The following is a 19,827-nucleotide window of genomic DNA, read 5'->3' on the forward strand; positions in this document are numbered from 1 at the left end:
TCCAAGAAGGCTTTTGCGTCATGTGCTGATACAGGTGGTTTTACTGCGGACAGGTCGGCACAGGTTCATGAGGGCCGTTCCATGTTGCGAACGGGATTTTTGTCGCGGCGCTGAGGGCGATGTCCGCATGGCAGGTCGTGACCGGTGATGCGATTGTGGACAGGGGCCTGAAAGTGAACGCCGTGGTGCCGGGTTCGCCGTCTTCGCGTGTCAGCTGATAGATCCGGACATGCGCCGGGCTGGGCTGCGGGACGGGATGGCCGCCCATATCGCGCGTTGTGATGAACAGAAGAAGGCCCGGTTGTCCGTTCACCCAGGCCGTGGCGAAATGGACGGTCTGGATCGCGTCTTCGCCAGTATGGGGACTGTCCGAAAGCATGTCGGTGAGCGGCCCGTTGGGGGTTGCGTCCTGCGTATCCACGAGGTCGGCCTGATCGGGCTGCTCGGCATCGGGGGTGGTGACGGCATAGAGATGATAGCCCCATGCGTTTCCGTTTTCGCGCCAGAACGGCGTGACCGTCACGGCGGGAAAGCCCTTCGGGTGCAGGGTTACCGGGCTGTTGCCGATCAGGATGGGCGTAATTTCGGTGATCCGTGGCGTGGCCGGAGCGGCATGTCCTTTCGGGAGGCCGAGCGCGACGGCGGAGCAGAGCAGGATCTTCAGGGCGGTGCGGCGCATGGAAGGTCTTTCTCGGGGGAGGGCTTGTATGCCGGGGCGGTGTTTCCGATAACGGAGCTGACGATTTCATGTTCCAGACGACAGGGCCATCATGCTTTCAGTGATTTTCGATTCCCTTCCTGCTTTTTCAGCAGATGCGCCCCATGCGGTTGTGTTGCTGTGCGAGACTGCGGGTGGCGAGACGTTTTCGGCGCTGGACAAGGCGACGGCAGGTGCGGTGTCGCGCGCCGTTGCCCTGAAGGGGTTCAAGGGGGAAGCCGGGCAGAGCGTGGTGCTGCCGGCTCCGGCTGAGGGGCTGTCGCAGATCGTTCTTGTCGGGGTGATGCCGAAGGGTGGCGCCGCTGTGGATGCCGTGGCGGTCGAGAACGCTGCGGGTCGGGCGGTGCGGCTGCTGGATGGCGTTGAAAGCGCGGTCCTGGTCGTGTCCGGGGTGCTGGAACAGTTTGCTCCGGAAGCGGGGCTGGGCGCGCGTCTGGCGTCTTATGATTTCGACCTGTATCGCACCAAGAAACCCGGGGGGCGTCCGGTCCTGAAGGCTCTGACCGTCGCGGTGTCGGACGTGGTGGTAGCCAAGGCACGCTGGACGGCTCTGGATGCGGTGTCGCAGGGTGTGATCCTGACGCGGAATCTCGTGAGCGAGCCGCCGAATGTGCTTTATCCCCAGAGCTTTACGCAGCGGATTGAAGACCTGCGTGAGCTTGGCCTGACGGTTGAGGTTCTGGACGAAAACGCCATGACGGAGCTTGGTTTCGGTGCGCTTCTGGGTGTGGCGCAGGGCAGTGTTCACAAGCCGCGGACGGTGATTGTCCGTCACAATGGCGGTGGCAGCGAGGCGCCTCTGGCGTTCATCGGCAAGGGTGTGACGTTCGACAGTGGCGGCATTTCCATCAAGCCTGCGGCTGGCATGGACGAGATGAAGACCGATATGGGCGGCGCTGCGACCGTAATTGGCCTCATGAGTGCGCTGGCCCGTCGCAAGGCGCCGGTCAATGCGATCGGTGTGGTCGGGCTGGTTGAGAACATGGTGTCCGGCGGGGCGCAGCGTCCGGGCGATATCGTGCGGGCCTATGACGGGCAGACGATCGAAGTCCTCAATACCGATGCGGAAGGGCGTCTCGTTCTGGCGGATGTGCTGTCTTACACGCGCAAGCGGTTCAACCCGAAGCTCATGGTCAATCTCGCCACGCTGACGGGCGCGATCGTGGTCAGCCTTGGCTATGAAAATGCCGGTTTGTTCAGCAACAGCGATGCGCTGGCCAAGGGGCTTTCGGAGGCCGGAACGCAGGTGGGTGAAGGTCTGTGGCGGATGCCGATGGGCGAGGCCTATAACCGTGAAATCGATTCCGATATTGCCGACATGAAGAATATCGGCGGCCGTCCGGGCAGCGCGATCCTTGCGGCGGAATTCCTCAAGCGCTTTGTGGGTGACACGGACTGGGCGCATCTCGATATCGCCGGGACGGCCTGGAAGACCAAGGCGTCCGCCATTGCGCCGAAGGGCGCGACAGGCTTTGGCGTGCGGCTGCTGGACCGTTTTGTGAAGGCGCATGAAGCCAGCGCCTGAGGATCGGGATCACACTGTGGATGTCGGGTTCTATCATCTGACGCGTACGCCGCTTGAAGAGGCGCTTCCGGCCCTTCTGGGCCGGACGCTGGAGGCGGGAGAGCGCGCGCTCGTGCGTTGTCCGGATGCCGCCGCCGTCATGGCGCTGGATACGGCGCTCTGGGCGTGTCGGGACCCGGTATGGCTTCCGCATGGGACTGCAAAGAACGGTCATGCGGCCCGGCAGCCGATCTGGCTGACGGAAGGCGAAGACGTGCCGAATGGGGCGCGCTTCCTGTTTCGGGTCGATGGGGCGGGGGAGGATGATTTCGCGCCCTTCACCCGGATTTTCGATCTGTTTGATGGTGGCAATTCGCAATCCGTGCAGCGGGCAAGAGACCGCTGGGTTGCGATGAAATCCTTTGGTCACAGTCTCGTGTACTGGAAACAGGAAGAGCGGGGCTGGAAAAAGGCAGGGTAAGGTTTCAAAGTGTGTCTGAAGCCATTGATGGAAGGGGCCGTCTGATCTGGGGCGTCTTTCATGTCACTGGAGAGGACGCCTGACTGTGCCAGACCCCACGAATTCTTCCCCCGATCCTTTGAAAGCCGATTTGCGTCGCGTCGATATCAATCCTGATTTCTGGTATCCGCTGGCGTGGTCGAGGGATCTCAAACGCGGGAAGACGATCGGGCGTCGGTTCGGACGTCATCCCATTGCGCTGGTACGGCCTGCAGAAGGCAGCGTGTTTGCGCTGGAAGACCGGTGCGCGCACCGGCAGGTTCCGCTCAGTCTGGGCAAGGTCAGCGGTGAGGCTGTTCAGTGCTGCTATCACGGCTGGGCGTATGGCCGTTCGGGGCGCTGCATCGACGTGCCGTATCTGGGCAAGGGCAAGCTTCCGAACGGTGTGAGGACCTATCCCTGCCGTGAAGCGGGCGGCATGATTTTCATTTTTCCCGGGGATGCGGCGAAAGCGGACAGCGTTCCCCTGCCGCCACTGGCGCAGGTGGACAATCCGGCATTCAAGACGCGGCATTTCAGCCCTATCGTGAAATGCCATTACACGTTCATGCATGAAAACCTGATGGACATGAACCATCAGTTCCTGCACCGCCGCCAGATGGGGCAGATCAAGGCGCGTTTTCTGGGGCAGGATGCGGGCGAGGGCTTCATTGAGGCGCGCTACAGTTTCGCACGCAGCGGCACCCAGCAGCCTTTGGCGGAGCGGCTGATTTTCGGCAAGCACCACGATGATCCGGGCCGGGAGCAGCCGGTTGAGGAAATCGTCAGTATCCGCACGACCTATCCGTATCAAAGCCTGAAAATCCATGACAAGGACGGCGATCTGATTATGGAGCTGTTCAGTGTTTATGTTCCGGACAGTGCCGATGGCATGAGCACGCAGACGTTTGGTCTGCTCTCGGTGCTGCGTCCGAAAACCCCATTCCTGATTGATATGATCTGGCCCGCGCTGGGCGTTTTCACGAACCGGATCTTTGAAGAAGACCGGGAGATCATGGAACTGGAGCAGAGTGCCTGGCGGGACCTGGGGGGCGATCACAACGTCGAGGTTTTCCCCATCGTGCGAAAGCTGCGCGACCTTCTGAAGGTCAGTGGAATTGTGAGGGAACAGACGGCTGATCCTGTCGTTGTCTAGAGACATGGGTCTGGGGATACGGACAGGAGACGGTCATGAAAACAGTCACGCTCAGGAATGGTGTTACGGTTCCGGCACTGGGGTTGGGAACCTGGAATATCGGCGACAGCGCTTCACGGCGCAGCAGCGAGATAGAGAGCCTGCGAAAAGGGCTTGAAGCTGGTCTGCGGGTTGTGGATACGGCCGAGATGTATGGCAACGGCCGCTCGGAAGATCTGGTCGGGGAAGCCATCGCGGATGTGCGCGACGAGGTTTATCTCGTCAGCAAGGTCGTGCCGTCCAATGCGTCTTATGACGGAGTCCATGAGGCGTGCCGGCGTTCCCTGAAGCATCTGGATACGGACTGGCTGGATCTGTATCTGCTGCACTGGCACGGGGGGACGCCGCTTGACGAGACAATCCAGGCCTTTGAGGATCTGAAGGACGATGGTCTGATCCGGGGCTGGGGCGTATCGAACTTCGATGTCGATGACATGGAAGAGGTCGAAAACCTTTCCGGGAACTGTCTGGTCAATCAGGTTCTGTATAATCTGGAGCACCGCGGGACGGAGTTCGATCTTCTGGAGCATGATCTGAAATCCGGAACGGTGACGATGGCCTATTCGCCGCTCGGGCAGGGTGGGGAGCTTCTGGAGCATCCGGCCCTGAGAGAGGTGGCATCACGGCATGAGACGTCGCTTGGGCCTGCCGATCCGGCGCAGATTGCTCTGGCCTGGGTGTTGCGTCGGCCGAATGTTCTGGCCATTCCGAAGGCCGCTTCTCCGGAGCATGTGGCGGGAAATCTTGCCAGTCTGGAGATCAGCCTGACGGATGCGGATCTCAAAACGCTTGACGGCGCTTTCCCTTCTCCGAAACGCAAGCTATCTCTCGCCATGATCTGACGGTCGTGATGGTTGCGGTCCGTTCTCCCTAACCTGCGGACCGCGCCCTGCATATTTTCACGTCCCTGTTCCATACTGATCCGGTTTCCCTTTGCCTCGCGGTTCTGGTTGTGCCTGCCTGTGTGTTGGCGCTTCAGCCGGGGCGGTTCGGGCAGGCCGTAACCGTATGTCTGGCGGCGCTGGCTGCGGTACTGGCGCTTTCGCCAGCTGTTCTGGCCGTTGCGTTGGGTGTAATTGCAGCGCAGGAGCGCGATGCCTGCCCGGCGGTGTGGAGCGTTCCGGTTCTGCTGCTGAGCGTGTTGTTCCCTGCCCAGACGCCTGTTCTGCTGGGGCTGCTGCCTGTTCTGTTCTGGCCTGCGCTTGTGCGTCGCAGGGACGGGGGCTGTTCTGCCGTTATGAGCATTCTGGGGGTGTCGCTGGTGTGGCATGCTTCAGACGTCGTGTCGGCCGAGCTGGTTGCGGGTCTGGGCCTGTGTATGCTCGGGTTGATCGGATGGTCCGTTCTGGGAGCGCATCGGGCTGGAAATCTGGGGCTTTTGCGTCCCGTTCTGCTGATGGTTCTGGTGGTGGCGGCGCAGGGCGAGGGTCTGGCGGTCTGTGCCCGGATTGCGCTGGAAGCCACGCTTCTTGATCTTGTCACGCTGGCTCTGACGGCATCACTGGGGCTCCGGTTTCCGATGCTGGCCGTATTGCGCCTGCCGTTTCCGCCTCTGCCGGGACTGGTTGTGCTGTGGCTCGGAATTCATGCCGCGCTGGGCCTGGCCGCGGGTGTCGAGGGCTGGAGCGTGCTTGGCGTGGCGGTGGCGCTGCTTCTCGGCGTTCTGGCGCTGTCCGATCTGCTCGCCGTGGGACGGCAGATGTCTGCGGTGCAGGTGGCCGTATCCGGGGTTTTCGTGTTGCTGCTGGGGGCTGGAAGCCTGCTGCTGCCGGCTCTGGTGTTCGGGATGACAAGCCCTGCGTTGCACGTTGTGGGAGGAGAATGGGTCTGGCCCATCTGGAGTATCGGTGCGGGCGACGGCTCCCATTTCCGGCTGATGGCCTTCGTGATGGTCGGAGCCGTAATCTGGATCGTTCTTGTGCGTCCTTGGCGGAGTATTGGCGGGATCGTTCAGGCGGCCTCCACACTTGCTCCGGCGCTGGCAAGGCTGCTCTCGTCAGGCGATGCCCTGTTTGAAGAGGCGCCATCTCTGGGCTGGAGCCTGCGGCGTCTTATCGTGTCGGGGCGGGTACGGTTCAGGGCGCTGAGAGAGATGAAAGCGCCCGTTTTGCCCGATCTGCGGCAGGGGGCCGTGGGACTCTGGCTTGTTCTTCTCGGGCTCGTCCTCGCGGTGCTGGGAGTGATGACGTGATGGCGCATGAAGCCGGACTGATCGCGCTGTCAGTTCTGGAAGCCCTGTTTCAGGTGGGGCTGCTGCTTGTTCTGGTCCCTGTGCTGGGATGGTGTCTGGACAGTCTGCCATTCTGGCTGGCTGGCCGGTCGGGAGGCGCGGTGCAGTTTCGCCTTTTTGGTGCAGGGCGTTTCTGGAAAGACGTGCTTCGGAGTCCGTTGGGGGGACGTCCTGCACTCGCGTTGACCGTGGGGGTTCTGGCGCTCGTGTGTCTGCCTGCGGTGACTACGGGATCAGTCTTGTCCCCGTTTGCGGACCCGCTCGTCATGGGCCTGATGCTGTTGATGGGACGTGGATTTCTGGGGGCGGGCGTTCTGTCGGGAGAGGCGTCCCGGCTGGGGCCGGCGGTTCTGCTGCTCTGTCTGACGGAGGCTCTGATCGCGCTGGCTGCTCCGGGGACGGATGGCCTCGGGGGGCTGTGTGCGATGTTGCATATCGAGCCCGAACCCGGTCTGGAGGGAGCGCTTGCCGCCTGTGCGCTGGCTCTGGGGATTGCGTGTCCTCCGCTGCGTTCCGAGGACGTGACGGAGATGCTGTCTGGATTGCGAGGCCGGCAGGAGCGCGAGGCGGCGCGCTGCATCGCCGATGTGCTGAATTGTGCATGGCTGCTGCTGCTGGCTGATCTGGCATGGCCGGTGAGCGTGGGGCTCGCGCAGGGAGGCGTTCAGGGCTGGTGGCTCGGGCTGGTTGCGCTTGTCGCACGGCTGGCGCTGGCTGTGGGCGTGGCGGTCGGGTTGAGACTGATGGCGCAGGAGCGGAGCGCACGTTTGACGGCGCTGTTTGCGGGCGTGGCGCTTCTTCTGGCTCTGGCGGGGAGGTTTGGCACATGATCGTTGGGTTCGGACTTCTCCTTCTGCTGGCTTTTGCGGGTCTGGGAAAAGACGGGCGGGGGCTGCCGCTTTACGGGGCAGTCTGCGCATTTGCCGGGGCGACGGTCTGCTCGGGACTGATGGCGCTGCTGACATCCGTGGCGCTGATCGGACTGAACGTCCTGGCGTGGATCTGGCTGAGGCGCTTTGCGCCGGAAGCGCCGGATCGGGCCGCTGTTCTGCCGGTTGTGGGCACGCTTGTCCTGCTTCTGGCGCTTGGTCTGTCAGGGGCGGGTCTGGGACTTGCTCCGGTTCTGGGTGCGGGCGCGGTTCTGGCAGGATTGTGTGGCGCGGCCTGGGGAACGCCGCTGGTTCAGTTCACTGGACTGCTCCGCGCTGCGGACGGACTGGTTGTTGTCGCCTGCGTTCTGAATTCATGGCCGCTTTTTGCCGTTGCTCTGAGTCTGTGGGGTGTTCTGGCCGCACTGGGCATCACGCTGCTGCCGCGTCTGGCATGGCGGCGGGTGGAGGACGTCTGATGCATCCGCTCGCACCCGTCGGTACGCTGTTTGCCGTTACCGTCTGGCCGCTTCTGGCAGCGTTTCTGCTGTGTCTGACGCCTGAAAACCGGCAGTCCGCCAGCAGTCGGACATTTGCCGTGGCCGGACTTGTCATCACGCCGCTGGCCGTGTGGCTGATGCCGGGCACGGATGCGCTGGCCGCTGCGTGTTCCTGCATCGTGACGGCCATTCCGCTTCTTCTCCCGCAGGCCCGGGACCGGACCGGACGGATTTTGCCGTTTCTGGTGACGGGATGCGCGCTGCTGGCGCTGAATGTCCATTCGGCGTTCGCGGTGACGATCCTGTGTGGCGCGGGAACGGTTCTTCTGGCGTGGCGCGAGGGGCGTGGTCCCCGTCAGGCCGCGGTTGTGTGGGACATCGCGCGCAGTCGGCTCGGGGGCGTGGTTCTGGGACTTCTGGGCGCGTCGCTTCTGCCGATGCAGCAGTCGTCTCTGGGGGCGGTTCTGCTGACGGTCGGGCTGTGCATGGTGGCGGGTCTGGGACCGTCACCCGCGCCTGCTCCGGAGGCGGCGCTTCTGGATACGGGACTGCGGTTTGCGGCGCTGATGCTGATGTTCCGTCTGAGTGTGTATCCGCTGGTTCATCTGCTCATGCTGGTTGCGGGCTTTGGAACACTCCTCATGCTGGTGTTGTCACGTTCGACGGGACGGACGATTTCTCTGCCGATGCTGTCGGCGTTGGGTGCTGTTGCGGCCGCGACCGGCGAAGGTCCGGCGCTCGTCCTGCTGCTTCTGTCCGCGCTCGGACTGGCCGTTCTGGATCTGCACGAGGCCGAAGGGGCGGAGGTCATCGGGGCAGGAGCCGCACCATGGCCGGTGTTCTGTGCGCTGGTCGGGATCGGGCGGTCGCTTGAAACCGCACAGCTGGTTCTGCTGGTGTTGTGTCTGCTGCCTGCTTTGTGGTCCGTGCGTTCCATGACGCTGCTGCCGGCGTTCGGGCGGGGAGAGCGGGGGACTGTCGCGGTGACGCAGGCTGTGCTGCTGCTGGGCGGGCTGTGTGGTCCGCTATTGCTGGTGTGGCATCCGATGACGGGGTGGCGGCCATGAAAAGCATGGGGCGGATCATCCGTAGTGGAGAACGTGTGGCGCTGTCGCATTATCATCTCGATCCTGCGCAGTGGAGCGACATGCTCTGTGCTCCGGGTGCGACGCTGCCGCTGATTTCATGCTGGGCGAATGATTCCTGCGCCTATGTCCTGCTGCTGGAGGGGGACTGTCCGCTTCTGGCGAGCACGATTGTGGAAGAACGCCGGTATCTGGCACCTTCATCGCGGTTTGCCGGGGCGGAATGGGGTGAGCGCGTCTCGTATGATCTGTATGGCGTCGAGGCCATGGAGGCGTGTGGCAACGGAATGCCGGCGCTGGATGAAGGCGGATGGACGTCTACATGGCCGTTGTCGTCCCGTCCGGGACCGGCGTCGGGTGGTCTGCGTCCACTCGCGGGGAGTCATTTTCTGCGTCCGGAGCAGACGGGGCTGAGTGGCCCTCTGGACCTGTCTTTCGAAGTTCTGAAAGGGAAAGTCCGGACTGTGGATGTCTGCGCGGGCGGGGCGCATCGGGGGGTGGTGTCCCGTCTTTTGGGGAAGACACCGGAAGAGGCCATGTTCCTCGTGGCGCGGATGACGGCGGGTGCGTTTGTGGCGCATCCTCTTGCCTTTGCGCGCGCTGTGGCGCAGGCGCGGGGGCAGGTTCCGGGGCCGGGAATTCGGGATGTGTGGATGATCCTGCTGGAGATCGAGCGGATGTCGCTCCATCTGTTTGACATGGCCCGGACGGCGCGGGGTGTGGATGCGGAGCTTCTGGCGACACATTGCGATCATGCGCGTGAAGCCATTGCGCAGGCCTGTTCGGAGCAGGGCGTGTCGCGTCGTCTGATGGATACGGTGAGTTGTGGTGGTTTTCGCGAGGGGTTGGAGATCGTCCCGCTGGCGCAGGCGGTTCATGCGGCGATGCAGCCACGTCTTGCAGCACTGGAGGAGCTTCACCGGGTCTTTGCGTCCCGTCTGAACGGGTTTGCGGTTCTGGATGTGCGGCTGGCCGAGCGTTTTGCCGTTGGAGGCGTGACGGGGCGTGCGAGCGGCCGCAGCATGGATATGCGGCGGCGGGAAGCCGGAATGCGGCTGGAGGCACTGCGGGCGACGGGATCGAGCCGGGGCGATGCCCGGGCGCGTGACGGATTGCGGCTTGCGGAAATCAGAGATTCGCTGAAGCTGATGGAACGGATTCTGGGGAGCATCGGTCTGGAGGATGACGAGCCCGCGCCGGATCGTACGGATGAGGGCATTGGCGTGGCCGAGGGGGCACGCGGAGATGTGTGGTACTGGGTACGGCTGAAAAACGGCCGGATCGAGAACCTGCATGTCCGCGATCCGGGTGTATCGGTTCTACCGGTTCTGGGGGCGATGCTGCGGGGTTGTCCCATCGAGCGGGTACCCGCAGCTCTGGGCTCGATCGGGCTCTCTCCAGCGGGCATTGCGTTGTGAACGCTCTGCGAAGGACGGGACCTCTGAGCCTGCTTTACGCCTTCATGGATGCGCGGCGCTGGCGTCCCTCCACAGAGGGGGTGTCTGTGGGGCGTGAGCGTCCGATCGGGTTGTATGTGCTGGAGACAGGGGGATGCGAGGGCTGCTTCATGGAGATCGAGTCCCTGAAAGGCAGTGCTTTCGCTCTGGAGCAGGCGGGTTTTGTTTGTGTGAGCGATCCGGCGGATGCGGACTGGCTGCTGCTGACTGGCGCGGTGACGCGGGTCTGTGCCGAGATGGTGGACCGGGTGTGGCGGGCAATGCCACCGGGCCGAAGCCTGATTGCGGTGGGGGCCTGTGCGGTCGATGGAGGGCCGTTTCCGGCCAGTTATGCGACGCTGGGCGGCTTGCAGGCCCTGACGCCGGTGCTGCGTGCGATTCCGGGCTGTCCTCCCGCGCCGCAGGAGATCCTGCAGGCCCTTCAGGAGCTGGCGCGGGTCTGATCGCGATATTCTGAAACTGGAAATTGCCTGAAACAACGAAGTTTTGTCTTCGGACGGCTTGTCGTGACACGGTTTCGCGTTAAAGCAGACGGGCGCACTGGATGCGTTTTCCATGAGGTCCGGCCGCCTGTCGTTCAGGTCGCCGCACAGAGCACAGGGCTTGAGATGGCTGATTATCGCCTTGGAATTGATCTTGGTGGCACGAAGATCGAAATCGCGGTTCTGAATCGTTCGGGCGATCTCGTCCTGCGGGAACGGATTGCCAATCCCGGTATTTATAACGAGGCCGTTCTGGCGATCCGGGATCTGGTTGCGGATGTGGATCACCGTCTGGGTGCGGTGCCGAGCCACCGCGTCTCGGCGGGGCAGCATACCTCCACTCTGGGCATCGGGATTCCGGGATCAATCTCGCCAGAGAGCGGGTTGATCAAGAATGCCAATGCAACCTGGCTGAACAACCAGCCTTTCGGGCATGATCTGGAAGCCGCGCTGGCCCGTCCGGTCCGGACGGAAAACGACGCCAACTGCTTTGCGCTGTCTGAAGCTGCCGATGGTGCGGCCAAGGGCATGCTGACCGTTTTCGGTGTGATCATCGGGACGGGCATGGGCGCGGGTATTGTCAATAATGGCCGCGTGCTTGAGGGACGCCATCATATTGCCGGTGAATGGGGGCATCTGCCTCTGCCCTGGCCGACGGAAGAAGATGCGCCGGCGCGCGAGTGCTTCTGTGGGAACAAGGGCTGCATGGAGCGCTACCTTTCGGGCCCGGCACTTGCCGCGGATTGGAAAGGACCGGGCCATCGCAATACGGCTGGGATCGAAGAGGCTGCAGCCAATGGCGATCAGGCTGCAATTGCGGCGCTGGGCCGTTACACCGAGCGTTTTGCCCGGGCCTGTGCCATGGTTATCAACTTCCTTGATCCGGATGTGATCGTCCTCGGTGGCGGCGTCTCCAACCTTCACACGCTGTATGAGCGCGTGCCGCCGCTTCTGGCCAAGCATGTCATTACGCCGGTCTGCACAACGCCGATCGTGCGGAACAAGCATGGTGACAGCTCTGGTGTGCGTGGTGCGGCATGGCTGTGGGACGTGACGGAATAAGCCTGTCGCGTATCGGACATGAAAAAGGCCGCCCGGATATCCGGGCGGCCTTTTTTTGTTGGTATTTCCTGCTCTCAGGCGGGCTCTCAGGCGGGTTCTTCTTCCACCGTTTCCGACATCTCTTCCGCCGCAAGTTTCAGGCGGTGATAAGAGCGGCGGGAGAAGGGCAGGATCGCGATATAGAGCAGTCCCGCACCTGCAAGGGCGCCCCAGGGGTCCGCGACCAGAAGGGCCGCATACAGGCCGGTCCCGAGCATCAGGGGCAGGACGTAGCGCGCCGGGACCTTGAAGTTCTTGAACGACCAGACCGGAAGCGTCGAGACCAGCAGCAGCCCCGTGACGATCAGGCAGACGGCCGAGACGAGAGGCAGGCGGGCGAACGCGGCCAGACCTTCGGCATGGAGGCGGTCGGCTTCGAGGCCGAGGAAAACCGGGAACAGTACCAGCCCGGCGCCCGCAGGGGCCGGGACACCCGTGAAGAAGCTGTAGGAATATTCCGGCTTGTCGTCGTCATCGAGGCTCGCGTTAAAGCGGGCCAGACGCAGGGCCATGCAGACCGTAAACAGGATGCACGGGACGAAAGAATAGCGTCCGGCATGTTCGAGGGACCACATCAGCAGGACGAAGGACGGTGCTACGCCGAAGCAGACGAAGTCCGACAGGCTGTCGAATTCCGCGCCGAAGCGGGTGGCGCCTTTGAGGAGGCGCGCGATGCGTCCGTCGAGCCCGTCGATGCAGGCGGCGATCAGGAGTGCTACGGCCGCGGGTTCGAACTGGTGTTCGAGCGCGAACCGCATGCCGCTGAGCCCGGCGCAGAGGCCGAGCATCGTCATAATGTTGGGGATGAGGCGGTTGAACGACGGCCCGCGCACCCGCGTGCGGGGGCTGCGCCCCATGCGGCGGAGTCTGCGCCGGATGCGACGCTTTCGGCCAGAGGCGCTAACGGACTGGGCGGGTTCGCGGGTGGGGTCAACCGTCGGAGGCGTGGTCATGTATGGCGTCTGGCTCAGAGCGTCGCCAGGACGGTTTCGCCGCCAACCATGGTCTGCCCCTCCACAACCAGAGGTTCGACGCCGGGCGGCAGATAGACGTCGGTGCGGGAGCCGAAGCGGATCAGGCCGAAGCGCTCCCCCGCTTCCATGCGGTCCCCTTCCTCGACGAAGCACAGGATGCGGCGTGCAATCAGGCCAGCGATCTGGACCACGCCGATATTGCGGCCATCCGGCAGCGTCAGGCGCAGTTCGTTGCGTTCGTTGTGTTCTGACGCCTTGTCGAGGCTGGCATTGAGGAATTTGCCAGCGTGATAGGCGATCTTTGTCACTTCACCGGCGGCGGGCATCCGGTTGATATGAACGTTCAGCACCGAGAGGAACGTCGAGACGCGCCAGACCGGCGTGTGTCCCATTTCCAGCGCGGGCGGCGGCGTGACGAGGGCGACGGATGTGACGCGGCCATCGGCGGATGCCAGCACCAGATCGGCGCGCGGCGGCGGGGTGCGTTTGGGATCGCGGAAGAAGTACAGGCAGAACGCCGTGAAGGCGATACCTGCATTGCCCAGCAGGCGCGTGGCGCGCCAGGGCGTGGCCCGTCCGAGCAGCCCGACGAACGAACCGGCGAGGAGGAAGGGAGTCGCGGCGCGGTGCGGCGGCGACAGGACGAGCTTGAAGGACTGGATCAGCGACATGGAACGCACTCTTACGGCACACGGCGGGAGGGTCAAGAATTCGCCACAAAGAAGGCGTTTTTCGGGCAGGTTTTCTGCTTCAGGCGGGTCTGGGTACCTGTTGGGGAAGCGGGGCGGCCAGTTTGTCGTCGATCAGGGGTGTTCCGGCATAGGCATTCTTGCGGGCCGTGACGAGGTGAACGCCGCCACAGGGCAGGCGCAGCCCGTGCCCGATCCGCTCCACGAGGCGTCCATGTGTGGCGGAAAGAGCGGCGGGGGGCGCCATCAGCGCCCCTGAGTGATGGTCGATCCGGAAAAGGGTCTGGTCGAGCAGGCGGGTCAACTGGCGGCTGCTATAGGGAATGCCGTGGCCGAAAGGAGTGGCATCGGTATGCGCCCAGTAGCCTGAACGGTTGGGCACGATCAGGATCAGGACGCCGTCATCGGTGAGGGTGCGCCAGATGGCGCGCAGGAAATCCGGCGCGACACGTGTGAATTCGAGGCCATGAACCACAAGCACCACGTCCATCGAAAGGTCGTCGAAAGGCAGGCGACCGCTGTCGACGATGCAGTCCCTCGAGGATGGGTGACGTGCTTTCTGGGTCTGGGCGTGAAGCAGGCGCGCGGAGACTGCGAATTCGGCACTTTCGGGAAGATAGGGCGCTGTGTAGCCTATGCCGAGAATGCGTCGCCCCCGCATGGGGGGCATGATGCGTCGCAGGCGCTCGTTGAGGAGCAGGGCCGTGCGCTGTCCCTGTCGGCTTTCATAGAAAGTGGCGGCATCATCGGAACGGATGCGGGCCAGGGACGTCAGCATGCAGGTACCTCATCAGCGGGACAGTCCAAGGGGAACAGTCATGCCACTTGATATCAAGCCGATTCCGGTTCTGTCGGACAATTATGCCTGGCTGCTGACGACGCCGCAGGGCGTGCGGGCCCTCGTGGATCCCGGAGAGGCCGGGCCAATAATCGACGAAATCGGGGAAGGGCAGCTGGATATGATCCTGCTGACCCATCATCATGCCGATCATACGGCCGGGACGGAGGCATTGCGGGAGCGCTATGGCGCGCAGGTTTACGGGCCGCGCCAGAAGCAGGAATGGCTCCCCCGGCTGGATCACGCCGTTGAGGGTGGGGACGTCGTTTCTCTGGGGAGCACGCAGATCCGGGTTCTGTCCACGCCGGGTCATGCGGTGGGGCATGTGTCGTATGTTGCGGACGAGGTTCCGGCGCTGTTCTGCGGGGATGTGCTGTTCAGTCTCGGCTGCGGGCGGTTATTGGAAGGCACGGCGCAGGAACTGTTCGACAGCCTGCACCGCTATGACAGTCTGCCAGACAGCACGCTTGTCTGTGCCGGGCATGAGTATACGCGCTCGAACCTGGCGTTCGCGCTGCATGTCGATCCGGATAATGTTGCCCTGAAGGCGCGGGCCGGGGAAGTTGAACGTCTGCTGGAAGCCGGGCGGCCGACGCTTCCCGTGGCGCTGGGCGTGGAGCGCAGGACAAACCCGTTTCTGCTTGCGCCGGATGTTGAGACCTTCGCGCGGCTGCGCAGGGAAAAGGATACGTTCTGAAGGAACAAAAAAGCCCCGCTCGCAAGAGACGGGGCTTTTTTTGGGGCATTGTCAGGTTGTTACCAGCCGAAAATGACCTTTTTAAGCAATTCGGCGCCGAGGCCTACGACAACGACGCCGCCAGCCCAGATTGCTACGAACCAGCCCACGCGTTTCATCCAGTTCAGGAAGCCCGGTTTCTCGTCCGGCTGACCGTATTCGATGCGCATGGGTCTGGTCCTTCGCCGTTAGTGATAGTGGTGCCCGGCGGACATCTTTCCCCGGAACACATAGTACGAATAGGCAGTGTAGGAGAGGATCAGCGGCAGGAGGAACATCGTGCCGACCAGAAGGAAGGTCTGGCTTTCCGGCGGGGAGGATGCCTGCCAGATGGTGATGGTCGGTGGCACGATATAGGGCCACACATTGATGCCCAGACCGCTGAAGCACAGGAAGAACAGGCCCAGTGTCGCGATGAACGGCAGCAGGTGCGAGCGCGGGTTGCGCAGTCCAAGGAACAGTGCTGCTGCCAGCACGAGGACTGCAACCGGAACCGGCGCTACCAGAGCGAACTGCGGCATGTCCAGCCAGTGTTGCATGTAGGTGGTGTGGAGCATCGGCGTCCAGACCGAGACGAGCGCGATCGTCACCAGCATGAGGCCGCCGAGGACGAAGGAGATCCGGCGCATCGCATCATGCAGTTCGCCTTCGCAGCGCCACAGAAGCCATGTGGCGCCAAGAAGCGCATAACCGATGACGACGGCGAGGCCGCAGAACAGGGCGAACGGGGTCAACCAGTCGAAGCTGGAACCGACGAACACGTTATTCTCGACTTTGATGCCCTGAACGAGTGTTCCCAGAATGACGCCCTGCATGAACGCCGCCACGATGGAGCCGCCGCAGAACGACGTGTCCCAGAAGAACTGGCTCATGGGCGATTCCGACTTGAAGCGGAATTCGAAGGACACGCCGCGCAGGATCAGGGCCAGCAGCATGAACAGGATCGGCAGATAGAGCGCCGGGAGGATCGTGCCATACGCGACAGGGAAGACGCCGTAGAGCGCTGCGCCGCCAAAGATCATCCAGGTTTCGTTGCCGTCCCAGACAGGGGCGACCGTGTTGACCATGAGGTTGCGGTGATCGTGGTCCTTTTCCTTGAGGAAAAGGATGCCGATCCCGAGGTCGAAACCATCAAGGCAGACATAGAGGAAGATGGCGGTTGCTGCGAGCAGCGCCCAGACCACCGGAAGCCAGAAGCCGGCTGTTTCTGTCATGGTTCTTACTCCGCCATGCCAGCGCCGGCCGCAGGGCTGGACGGGGGCTGATGAGAGACCTGTGTTGTACCTGCGGCACGCTGGGGCTGGTCCTCGGCGGGGCCATGCTGGTCCGCATGCGGTTCTTCAGCAAAGGTCCGCAGAAGGATGGTGATGCCACCCATGAACACGATGAAATAGACGATGATGAAAGCGATCATCGACGTTGCGATACTCGGCAGGGCGATCGGCGAGACACTGTCGGCGGTCCGCATCAGACCATAGACAGTGAAGGGCTGACGGCCGACTTCGGTCGTAACCCAGCCACACAGCAGGGCGAGGAAGCCTGCCGGGGACATGAACAGGGCAACCCGGTGCAGCAGCGGCGTATCGTACAGCTTGCCTTTCCACCGCAGATACAGCGACCACAGACCGACCAGCACCATCAGCATGCCCAGGGCCACCATGATGCGGAACGAGAAGAACAGCAGTGGGGAATAGGCACGGTCTTCCTTGGGGAAGTCCTTCAGGCCCGGAACCTTACCGTCGAGGCTGTGAGTCAGGATCAGCGACCCCATATAGGGGATGGCGATCTTGTAATGTGTCGTCTCGTTCTTCATGTCCGGGATGCCGAACAGCAACTCCGGCGCGCGGCTTTCGGACTCCCAGTCGCCTTCGATGGCGGCGATTTTGGCGGGCTGGTATTCCAGCGTGTTCAGACCCTGCGTATCACCGGCCAGAACCTGGATCGGGGAGACGATGGCAGCCATCCACATGGCCATGGAGAACATCAGGCGGACCTGTTCGGACGCCTGACGGCCTTCACGACGGGCCTTGAGCAGATGCCATCCGGCGACGCCGGCCACGATGAACGCTACGCACAGGAACGCTGCGAGGCCCATATGGACGATGCGGTACGGGAAAGACGGGTTGAAGACGATCTGCCACCAGTCAACGGGCAGGAACCGGCCGGTTGCTTCGTCGATGCGGTAGCCGCGGGGTGTCTGCATCCATGAGTTGGAGGACAGGATCCAGCTCATGGAAATCAGCGTGCCGATCGAGACCATGCAGGTGGCTGCGAAATGCAGGCCTTTGCCGACGCGGTTGAGGCCGAACATCATGACGCCGAGAAAGCCGGCTTCAAGGAAGAAGGCCGTCATGACCTCATAGGCCAGCATCGGGCCGAGGATCGGACCTGCTTTCTGCGAAAAGGCCGACCAGTTCGTTCCGAACTCGTAGGACATGACGAGGCCGGAGACCACGCCCATGCCGAAGACGACGGAGAAAACTTTCAGCCAGTATTTGAAAAGGTCCAGATAGGCACTGCGGCCTGTCTTGAGCCAGAGTCCTTCAAGAACAGCGAGATAGGCTGCGAGGCCGATCGAGAAGGCCGGGAACACGATGTGAAACCCGACCGTGAACGCGAACTGGAACCGCGCCAGGAATAAAGCCGAGAGGCCAAACATTTCGGTTGCCTTCTGGATAGATGGCGAGTGGCAGATCCCGTCAGAAGCAATGTCGCTCCCCAAGGGGTCTGACGCACGCAGAACGAGAGTAACGAAGTTGTGATCGTTTCGTGTGTCGCCGTCTTTTGAACCTCCAGAACGTGTTTGGCCAGAGAAAGTTCTGTGTTCAGGTGGTGTTTTTGATGGAAATCAACCGGCGGCTTCGGGTCTTGGCAGCTCTCAGGGGAGAGGAGCTTTTCCGTTGAAAAGCGCGGAAAACGCCTGCGTATCGGGAAGGATCTCCCCGTTGACGATAGGGATCGCCATCGAAAGTGGCTGTCCGTTTCCAGCCTGTCGGGTGGAAGCTTTTTCCAGAGCCTTGCGGAGAGCGACCTGAAGGTCCGGTGCGAGGTGCGACTCTATTTCAGGTTGGGCCAGAAGCCGGTCTGCGAGGGTCTGCCATTGGATCACGGTGAGAGTGAGCGTGCCATTCCGGCTCGGGAGTGCCATGGCGCCGGACAGGATGATGCGGCTGTTTGTGGAAGCTGGCGAGGCCGAGGCGTCCTGAAGCAGAAGGCGTCCGTACGAACTCGGGTCGAGAAGCGAGAGTTCTGTGGAGGCGTCGGATGCTGTCAGGGCAAGCGCAAGATGCATTTGATGGAGGTCGACGGAGGCGCCATAGGGCAATGGAAACCCTGACAGATCAACTGCTTTTGCGTCTATGCCAAGCCGTGTTGCATCGGCCAGGGCTTCGGGAAAGCGGATGAGGTGTCCGGAGAGGTTTTTTGCGAAGATCTGCTTGTCAGGCCAGCGCCCGGAGAAGGCCAGTTTAAGCTGTGAGACGGAAAAACGCAGATCCCGTGGATTTTTGAAACGAATCTGAAGGTCTGCAGTCACAAAGGTCAGGATCGCATTATTCAGGACAAGTCGCGCAGCCTGATGCCCTGTCAGGGAAACCGGCAGTTCCGCGCCAAGCAAAAAGGGCCATGATCCCCCAAGGCGGAGATGCTCTGCGGCCCACCCAGCATCGTAGGGCGCACCGGACGATGCTGGATGTGTGGCGTCCAGACGGTCCAGTTCCACCCATGCACCGAACGGCCAGCCGCCCCTGTGCGACGGAGTCGTGTTAACGGTCCAGCCGTTTTTGCGTGCAGTGGCGATGGCGGTGTGGGCGACGGTTTCCAGTCTGTGGACGGTGTGATGCCAGCAGAGTGTATCGAGGAGGGTCGATATTGTGAGAATGGCAATCAATACCACAGCGTATCTGCTGTAACGGACAGTAAAGAACAAGCGATCCATTGAGCATCTCTTTTCGGGATTGGCTGCGGGATTGGTCAACCCCCGTCTGTTTTATCCCCAGCCGTGGAGAGTGCCTTGGGAATGCGGGAAAATGCGCCTGCCTGAGGGTTTTTCAGAAACGCCCTGAAGCTGATGTGGCAATGAAAACCGCAGAAAATCAAAGGATATGGAGAATTTGTTAATGATAGGACGCCAGAAGTATCCTGTTTTTACAAGATCGTCGAAAGATTTCAGTTTTTTGCTGATCAGTCAGATTTTTCCCGGGTCCACAGAGTTATCCACAGGATCTCGGGGCAACGCATGGGTTGTACACAGTTCGTCCCATGCGCTCTCCAGTCCTTCGGTCAAAGCTCGGCGTTCCTGCCGCGGCGGGAGGGGCTGGCCGATCACGACGTGTACGACGCCCGGACGTTTGAGCCAGGGGTGCCGGTCCCAGAAGAGGCCTGAATCGGTTGCGACAGGCACGACGGGAACGTTGGCCTGCCGGGCCAGAGCCACGATACCGGGCTGGATCGGACGACGTTCGCCGGGAAGGGTGCGGGTGCCCTCGGGGAAGATGATGATCTGGCGGTTTGCGTCGTGAGCGGATTTTGCATCCTGCATCATGGTGCGCAGGGCTTTTGATCCGGCTTTCCGGTCAACGGAGATCATGCCGGTCAGACGCAGCATCGGGCCGACGACGGGAATGCGGGTCAGTTCCGTTTTGATGATATAGTCGGGGCGGTCAACCAGCGTCATCCAGATGAAGCCATCGAAGAAGGACTGGTGCTGCGAGGCAATCAGCAGCGGACCGGGCGGCAGGTTATCCTGGCCGGTGATCTCGATCCGGACCGAGCAGATGCGGGTAAAGCCGAACAGAACGGCTCGTGCCCAGAGTTTTGCATACGAAAGAGCCAGATCCTGATTTTTCATCAGGCGGATCGGAATGGTTCCGACGCCCATGAACAGGGTGATCCAGAAGAGATAGAGATTGAACAGGACGCCGCGCAGAATGCTCATCATGGTGTTCTGCA

At 62.2% G+C, this 19,827-nt stretch carries 21 protein-coding genes; 12 read left to right on the forward strand and 9 right to left on the reverse strand.

What is annotated here, in order from left to right; translation table 11 throughout:
- Positions 1-40: 40 nt before the first annotated feature.
- A complete protein-coding gene (locus tag HK22_RS06830; protein WP_086648752.1) occupies positions 41-679 on the reverse strand; it encodes a hypothetical protein in 639 nt (212 codons plus the stop codon).
- A gap of 91 nt (positions 680-770) precedes the next feature.
- Between HK22_RS06830 and HK22_RS06835 the strand changes: the two genes are divergently transcribed.
- From HK22_RS06835 to HK22_RS06885, 11 genes are all read left to right on the forward strand, one after another.
- Positions 771-2,243 (forward strand): leucyl aminopeptidase, encoded by a 1,473-nt coding sequence (locus tag HK22_RS06835; RefSeq protein ID WP_086648753.1) that lies wholly within the window; start codon positions 771-773, stop codon positions 2,241-2,243.
- Positions 2,227-2,703, forward strand: a complete 477-nt coding sequence (locus HK22_RS06840) for a DNA polymerase III subunit chi (RefSeq protein WP_233142454.1) — start codon at positions 2,227-2,229, stop codon at positions 2,701-2,703. Before HK22_RS06835 ends, HK22_RS06840 begins: the two co-directional genes overlap by 17 nt.
- An 85-nt stretch (positions 2,704-2,788) precedes the next feature.
- Entirely contained in the window at positions 2,789-3,877 is a 1,089-nt protein-coding gene (locus tag HK22_RS06845) for an aromatic ring-hydroxylating dioxygenase subunit alpha (RefSeq protein ID WP_086648754.1), read from the forward strand.
- 35 nt (positions 3,878-3,912) lie between these two features.
- On the forward strand, positions 3,913-4,758 hold the full coding sequence (locus HK22_RS06850) for an aldo/keto reductase (protein WP_062033130.1): 846 nt from the start codon (positions 3,913-3,915) through the stop codon (positions 4,756-4,758).
- Positions 4,759-4,868: 110 nt separating this feature from the next.
- On the forward strand, positions 4,869-6,107 hold the full coding sequence (locus tag HK22_RS06855) for a hypothetical protein (RefSeq protein WP_233142455.1): 1,239 nt from the start codon (positions 4,869-4,871) through the stop codon (positions 6,105-6,107).
- The gene (locus HK22_RS06860) at positions 6,107-6,976 is read left to right on the forward strand and encodes a hypothetical protein (RefSeq protein WP_086648755.1); all 870 of its coding nucleotides are present in this window, start codon (positions 6,107-6,109) and stop codon (positions 6,974-6,976) included. Before HK22_RS06855 ends, HK22_RS06860 begins: the two co-directional genes overlap by 1 nt.
- Positions 6,973-7,494, forward strand: coding sequence for a hypothetical protein (locus tag HK22_RS06865; protein WP_062033118.1), 522 nt, complete (start codon positions 6,973-6,975; stop codon positions 7,492-7,494). Before HK22_RS06860 ends, HK22_RS06865 begins: the two co-directional genes overlap by 4 nt.
- Positions 7,494-8,582 carry a hypothetical protein gene (locus HK22_RS06870; RefSeq protein ID WP_086648756.1) on the forward strand — a complete coding sequence of 363 codons (1,089 nt, stop codon included), beginning with the start codon at positions 7,494-7,496 and terminating at the stop codon, positions 8,580-8,582. Before HK22_RS06865 ends, HK22_RS06870 begins: the two co-directional genes overlap by 1 nt.
- The gene (locus tag HK22_RS06875; RefSeq protein WP_233142456.1) at positions 8,552-10,018 is read left to right on the forward strand and encodes a hypothetical protein; all 1,467 of its coding nucleotides are present in this window, start codon (positions 8,552-8,554) and stop codon (positions 10,016-10,018) included. Before HK22_RS06870 ends, HK22_RS06875 begins: the two co-directional genes overlap by 31 nt.
- Positions 10,015-10,500 (forward strand): NADH-quinone oxidoreductase subunit B family protein, encoded by a 486-nt coding sequence (locus HK22_RS06880; RefSeq protein ID WP_198945500.1) that lies wholly within the window; start codon positions 10,015-10,017, stop codon positions 10,498-10,500. The genes HK22_RS06875 and HK22_RS06880 overlap by 4 nt, the downstream gene beginning before the upstream one ends.
- Before the next feature lie 165 nt (positions 10,501-10,665).
- Positions 10,666-11,601 carry an ROK family protein gene (locus HK22_RS06885; RefSeq protein ID WP_062033107.1) on the forward strand — a complete coding sequence of 312 codons (936 nt, stop codon included), beginning with the start codon at positions 10,666-10,668 and terminating at the stop codon, positions 11,599-11,601.
- An 86-nt stretch (positions 11,602-11,687) separates the two neighbouring features.
- Here HK22_RS06885 and HK22_RS06890 read toward each other — a convergent pair whose 3' ends face one another.
- The 3 genes from HK22_RS06890 to HK22_RS06900 all read right to left on the reverse strand — a co-directional run bounded on the left by HK22_RS06890 (position 11,688) and on the right by HK22_RS06900 (position 14,081).
- Positions 11,688-12,593, reverse strand: a complete 906-nt coding sequence (locus HK22_RS06890; protein ID WP_062033103.1) for a phosphatidylcholine/phosphatidylserine synthase — start codon at positions 12,591-12,593, stop codon at positions 11,688-11,690.
- A gap of 14 nt (positions 12,594-12,607) precedes the next feature.
- Positions 12,608-13,285, reverse strand: a complete 678-nt coding sequence (locus HK22_RS06895) for a phosphatidylserine decarboxylase (RefSeq protein WP_062033099.1) — start codon at positions 13,283-13,285, stop codon at positions 12,608-12,610.
- A gap of 79 nt (positions 13,286-13,364) precedes the next feature.
- Positions 13,365-14,081 carry a class I SAM-dependent methyltransferase gene (locus HK22_RS06900; RefSeq protein WP_086648758.1) on the reverse strand — a complete coding sequence of 239 codons (717 nt, stop codon included), beginning with the start codon at positions 14,079-14,081 and terminating at the stop codon, positions 13,365-13,367.
- A gap of 40 nt (positions 14,082-14,121) precedes the next feature.
- On the opposite strand from HK22_RS06900, the gene gloB reads away from it, so the two are divergent.
- On the forward strand, positions 14,122-14,838 hold the full coding sequence (gloB, locus tag HK22_RS06905; protein WP_086648759.1) for a hydroxyacylglutathione hydrolase: 717 nt from the start codon (positions 14,122-14,124) through the stop codon (positions 14,836-14,838).
- A gap of 59 nt (positions 14,839-14,897) precedes the next feature.
- Here gloB and HK22_RS06910 read toward each other — a convergent pair whose 3' ends face one another.
- The 5 genes from HK22_RS06910 to HK22_RS06930 form a co-directional block, all read right to left on the reverse strand.
- On the reverse strand, positions 14,898-15,047 hold the full coding sequence (locus HK22_RS06910; RefSeq protein ID WP_086648760.1) for a DUF2474 domain-containing protein: 150 nt from the start codon (positions 15,045-15,047) through the stop codon (positions 14,898-14,900).
- A gap of 18 nt (positions 15,048-15,065) precedes the next feature.
- The gene (gene cydB, locus HK22_RS06915) at positions 15,066-16,091 is read right to left on the reverse strand and encodes a cytochrome d ubiquinol oxidase subunit II (protein WP_086648761.1); all 1,026 of its coding nucleotides are present in this window, start codon (positions 16,089-16,091) and stop codon (positions 15,066-15,068) included.
- A 5-nt stretch (positions 16,092-16,096) separates the two neighbouring features.
- Positions 16,097-17,536, reverse strand: coding sequence for a cytochrome ubiquinol oxidase subunit I (locus tag HK22_RS06920; RefSeq protein WP_062033084.1), 1,440 nt, complete (start codon positions 17,534-17,536; stop codon positions 16,097-16,099).
- 219 nt (positions 17,537-17,755) lie between these two features.
- Positions 17,756-18,814 carry a DUF2125 domain-containing protein gene (locus HK22_RS06925; protein ID WP_086648762.1) on the reverse strand — a complete coding sequence of 353 codons (1,059 nt, stop codon included), beginning with the start codon at positions 18,812-18,814 and terminating at the stop codon, positions 17,756-17,758.
- A gap of 249 nt (positions 18,815-19,063) precedes the next feature.
- Positions 19,064-19,813, reverse strand: a complete 750-nt coding sequence (locus tag HK22_RS06930; protein ID WP_086648763.1) for a 1-acyl-sn-glycerol-3-phosphate acyltransferase — start codon at positions 19,811-19,813, stop codon at positions 19,064-19,066.
- Between the last annotated feature and the right edge of the window lie 14 nt (positions 19,814-19,827).

It is taken from the genome of Gluconobacter sp. DsW_056, assembly GCF_002153595.1.
Lineage (GTDB): Bacteria > Pseudomonadota > Alphaproteobacteria > Acetobacterales > Acetobacteraceae > Gluconobacter > Gluconobacter albidus.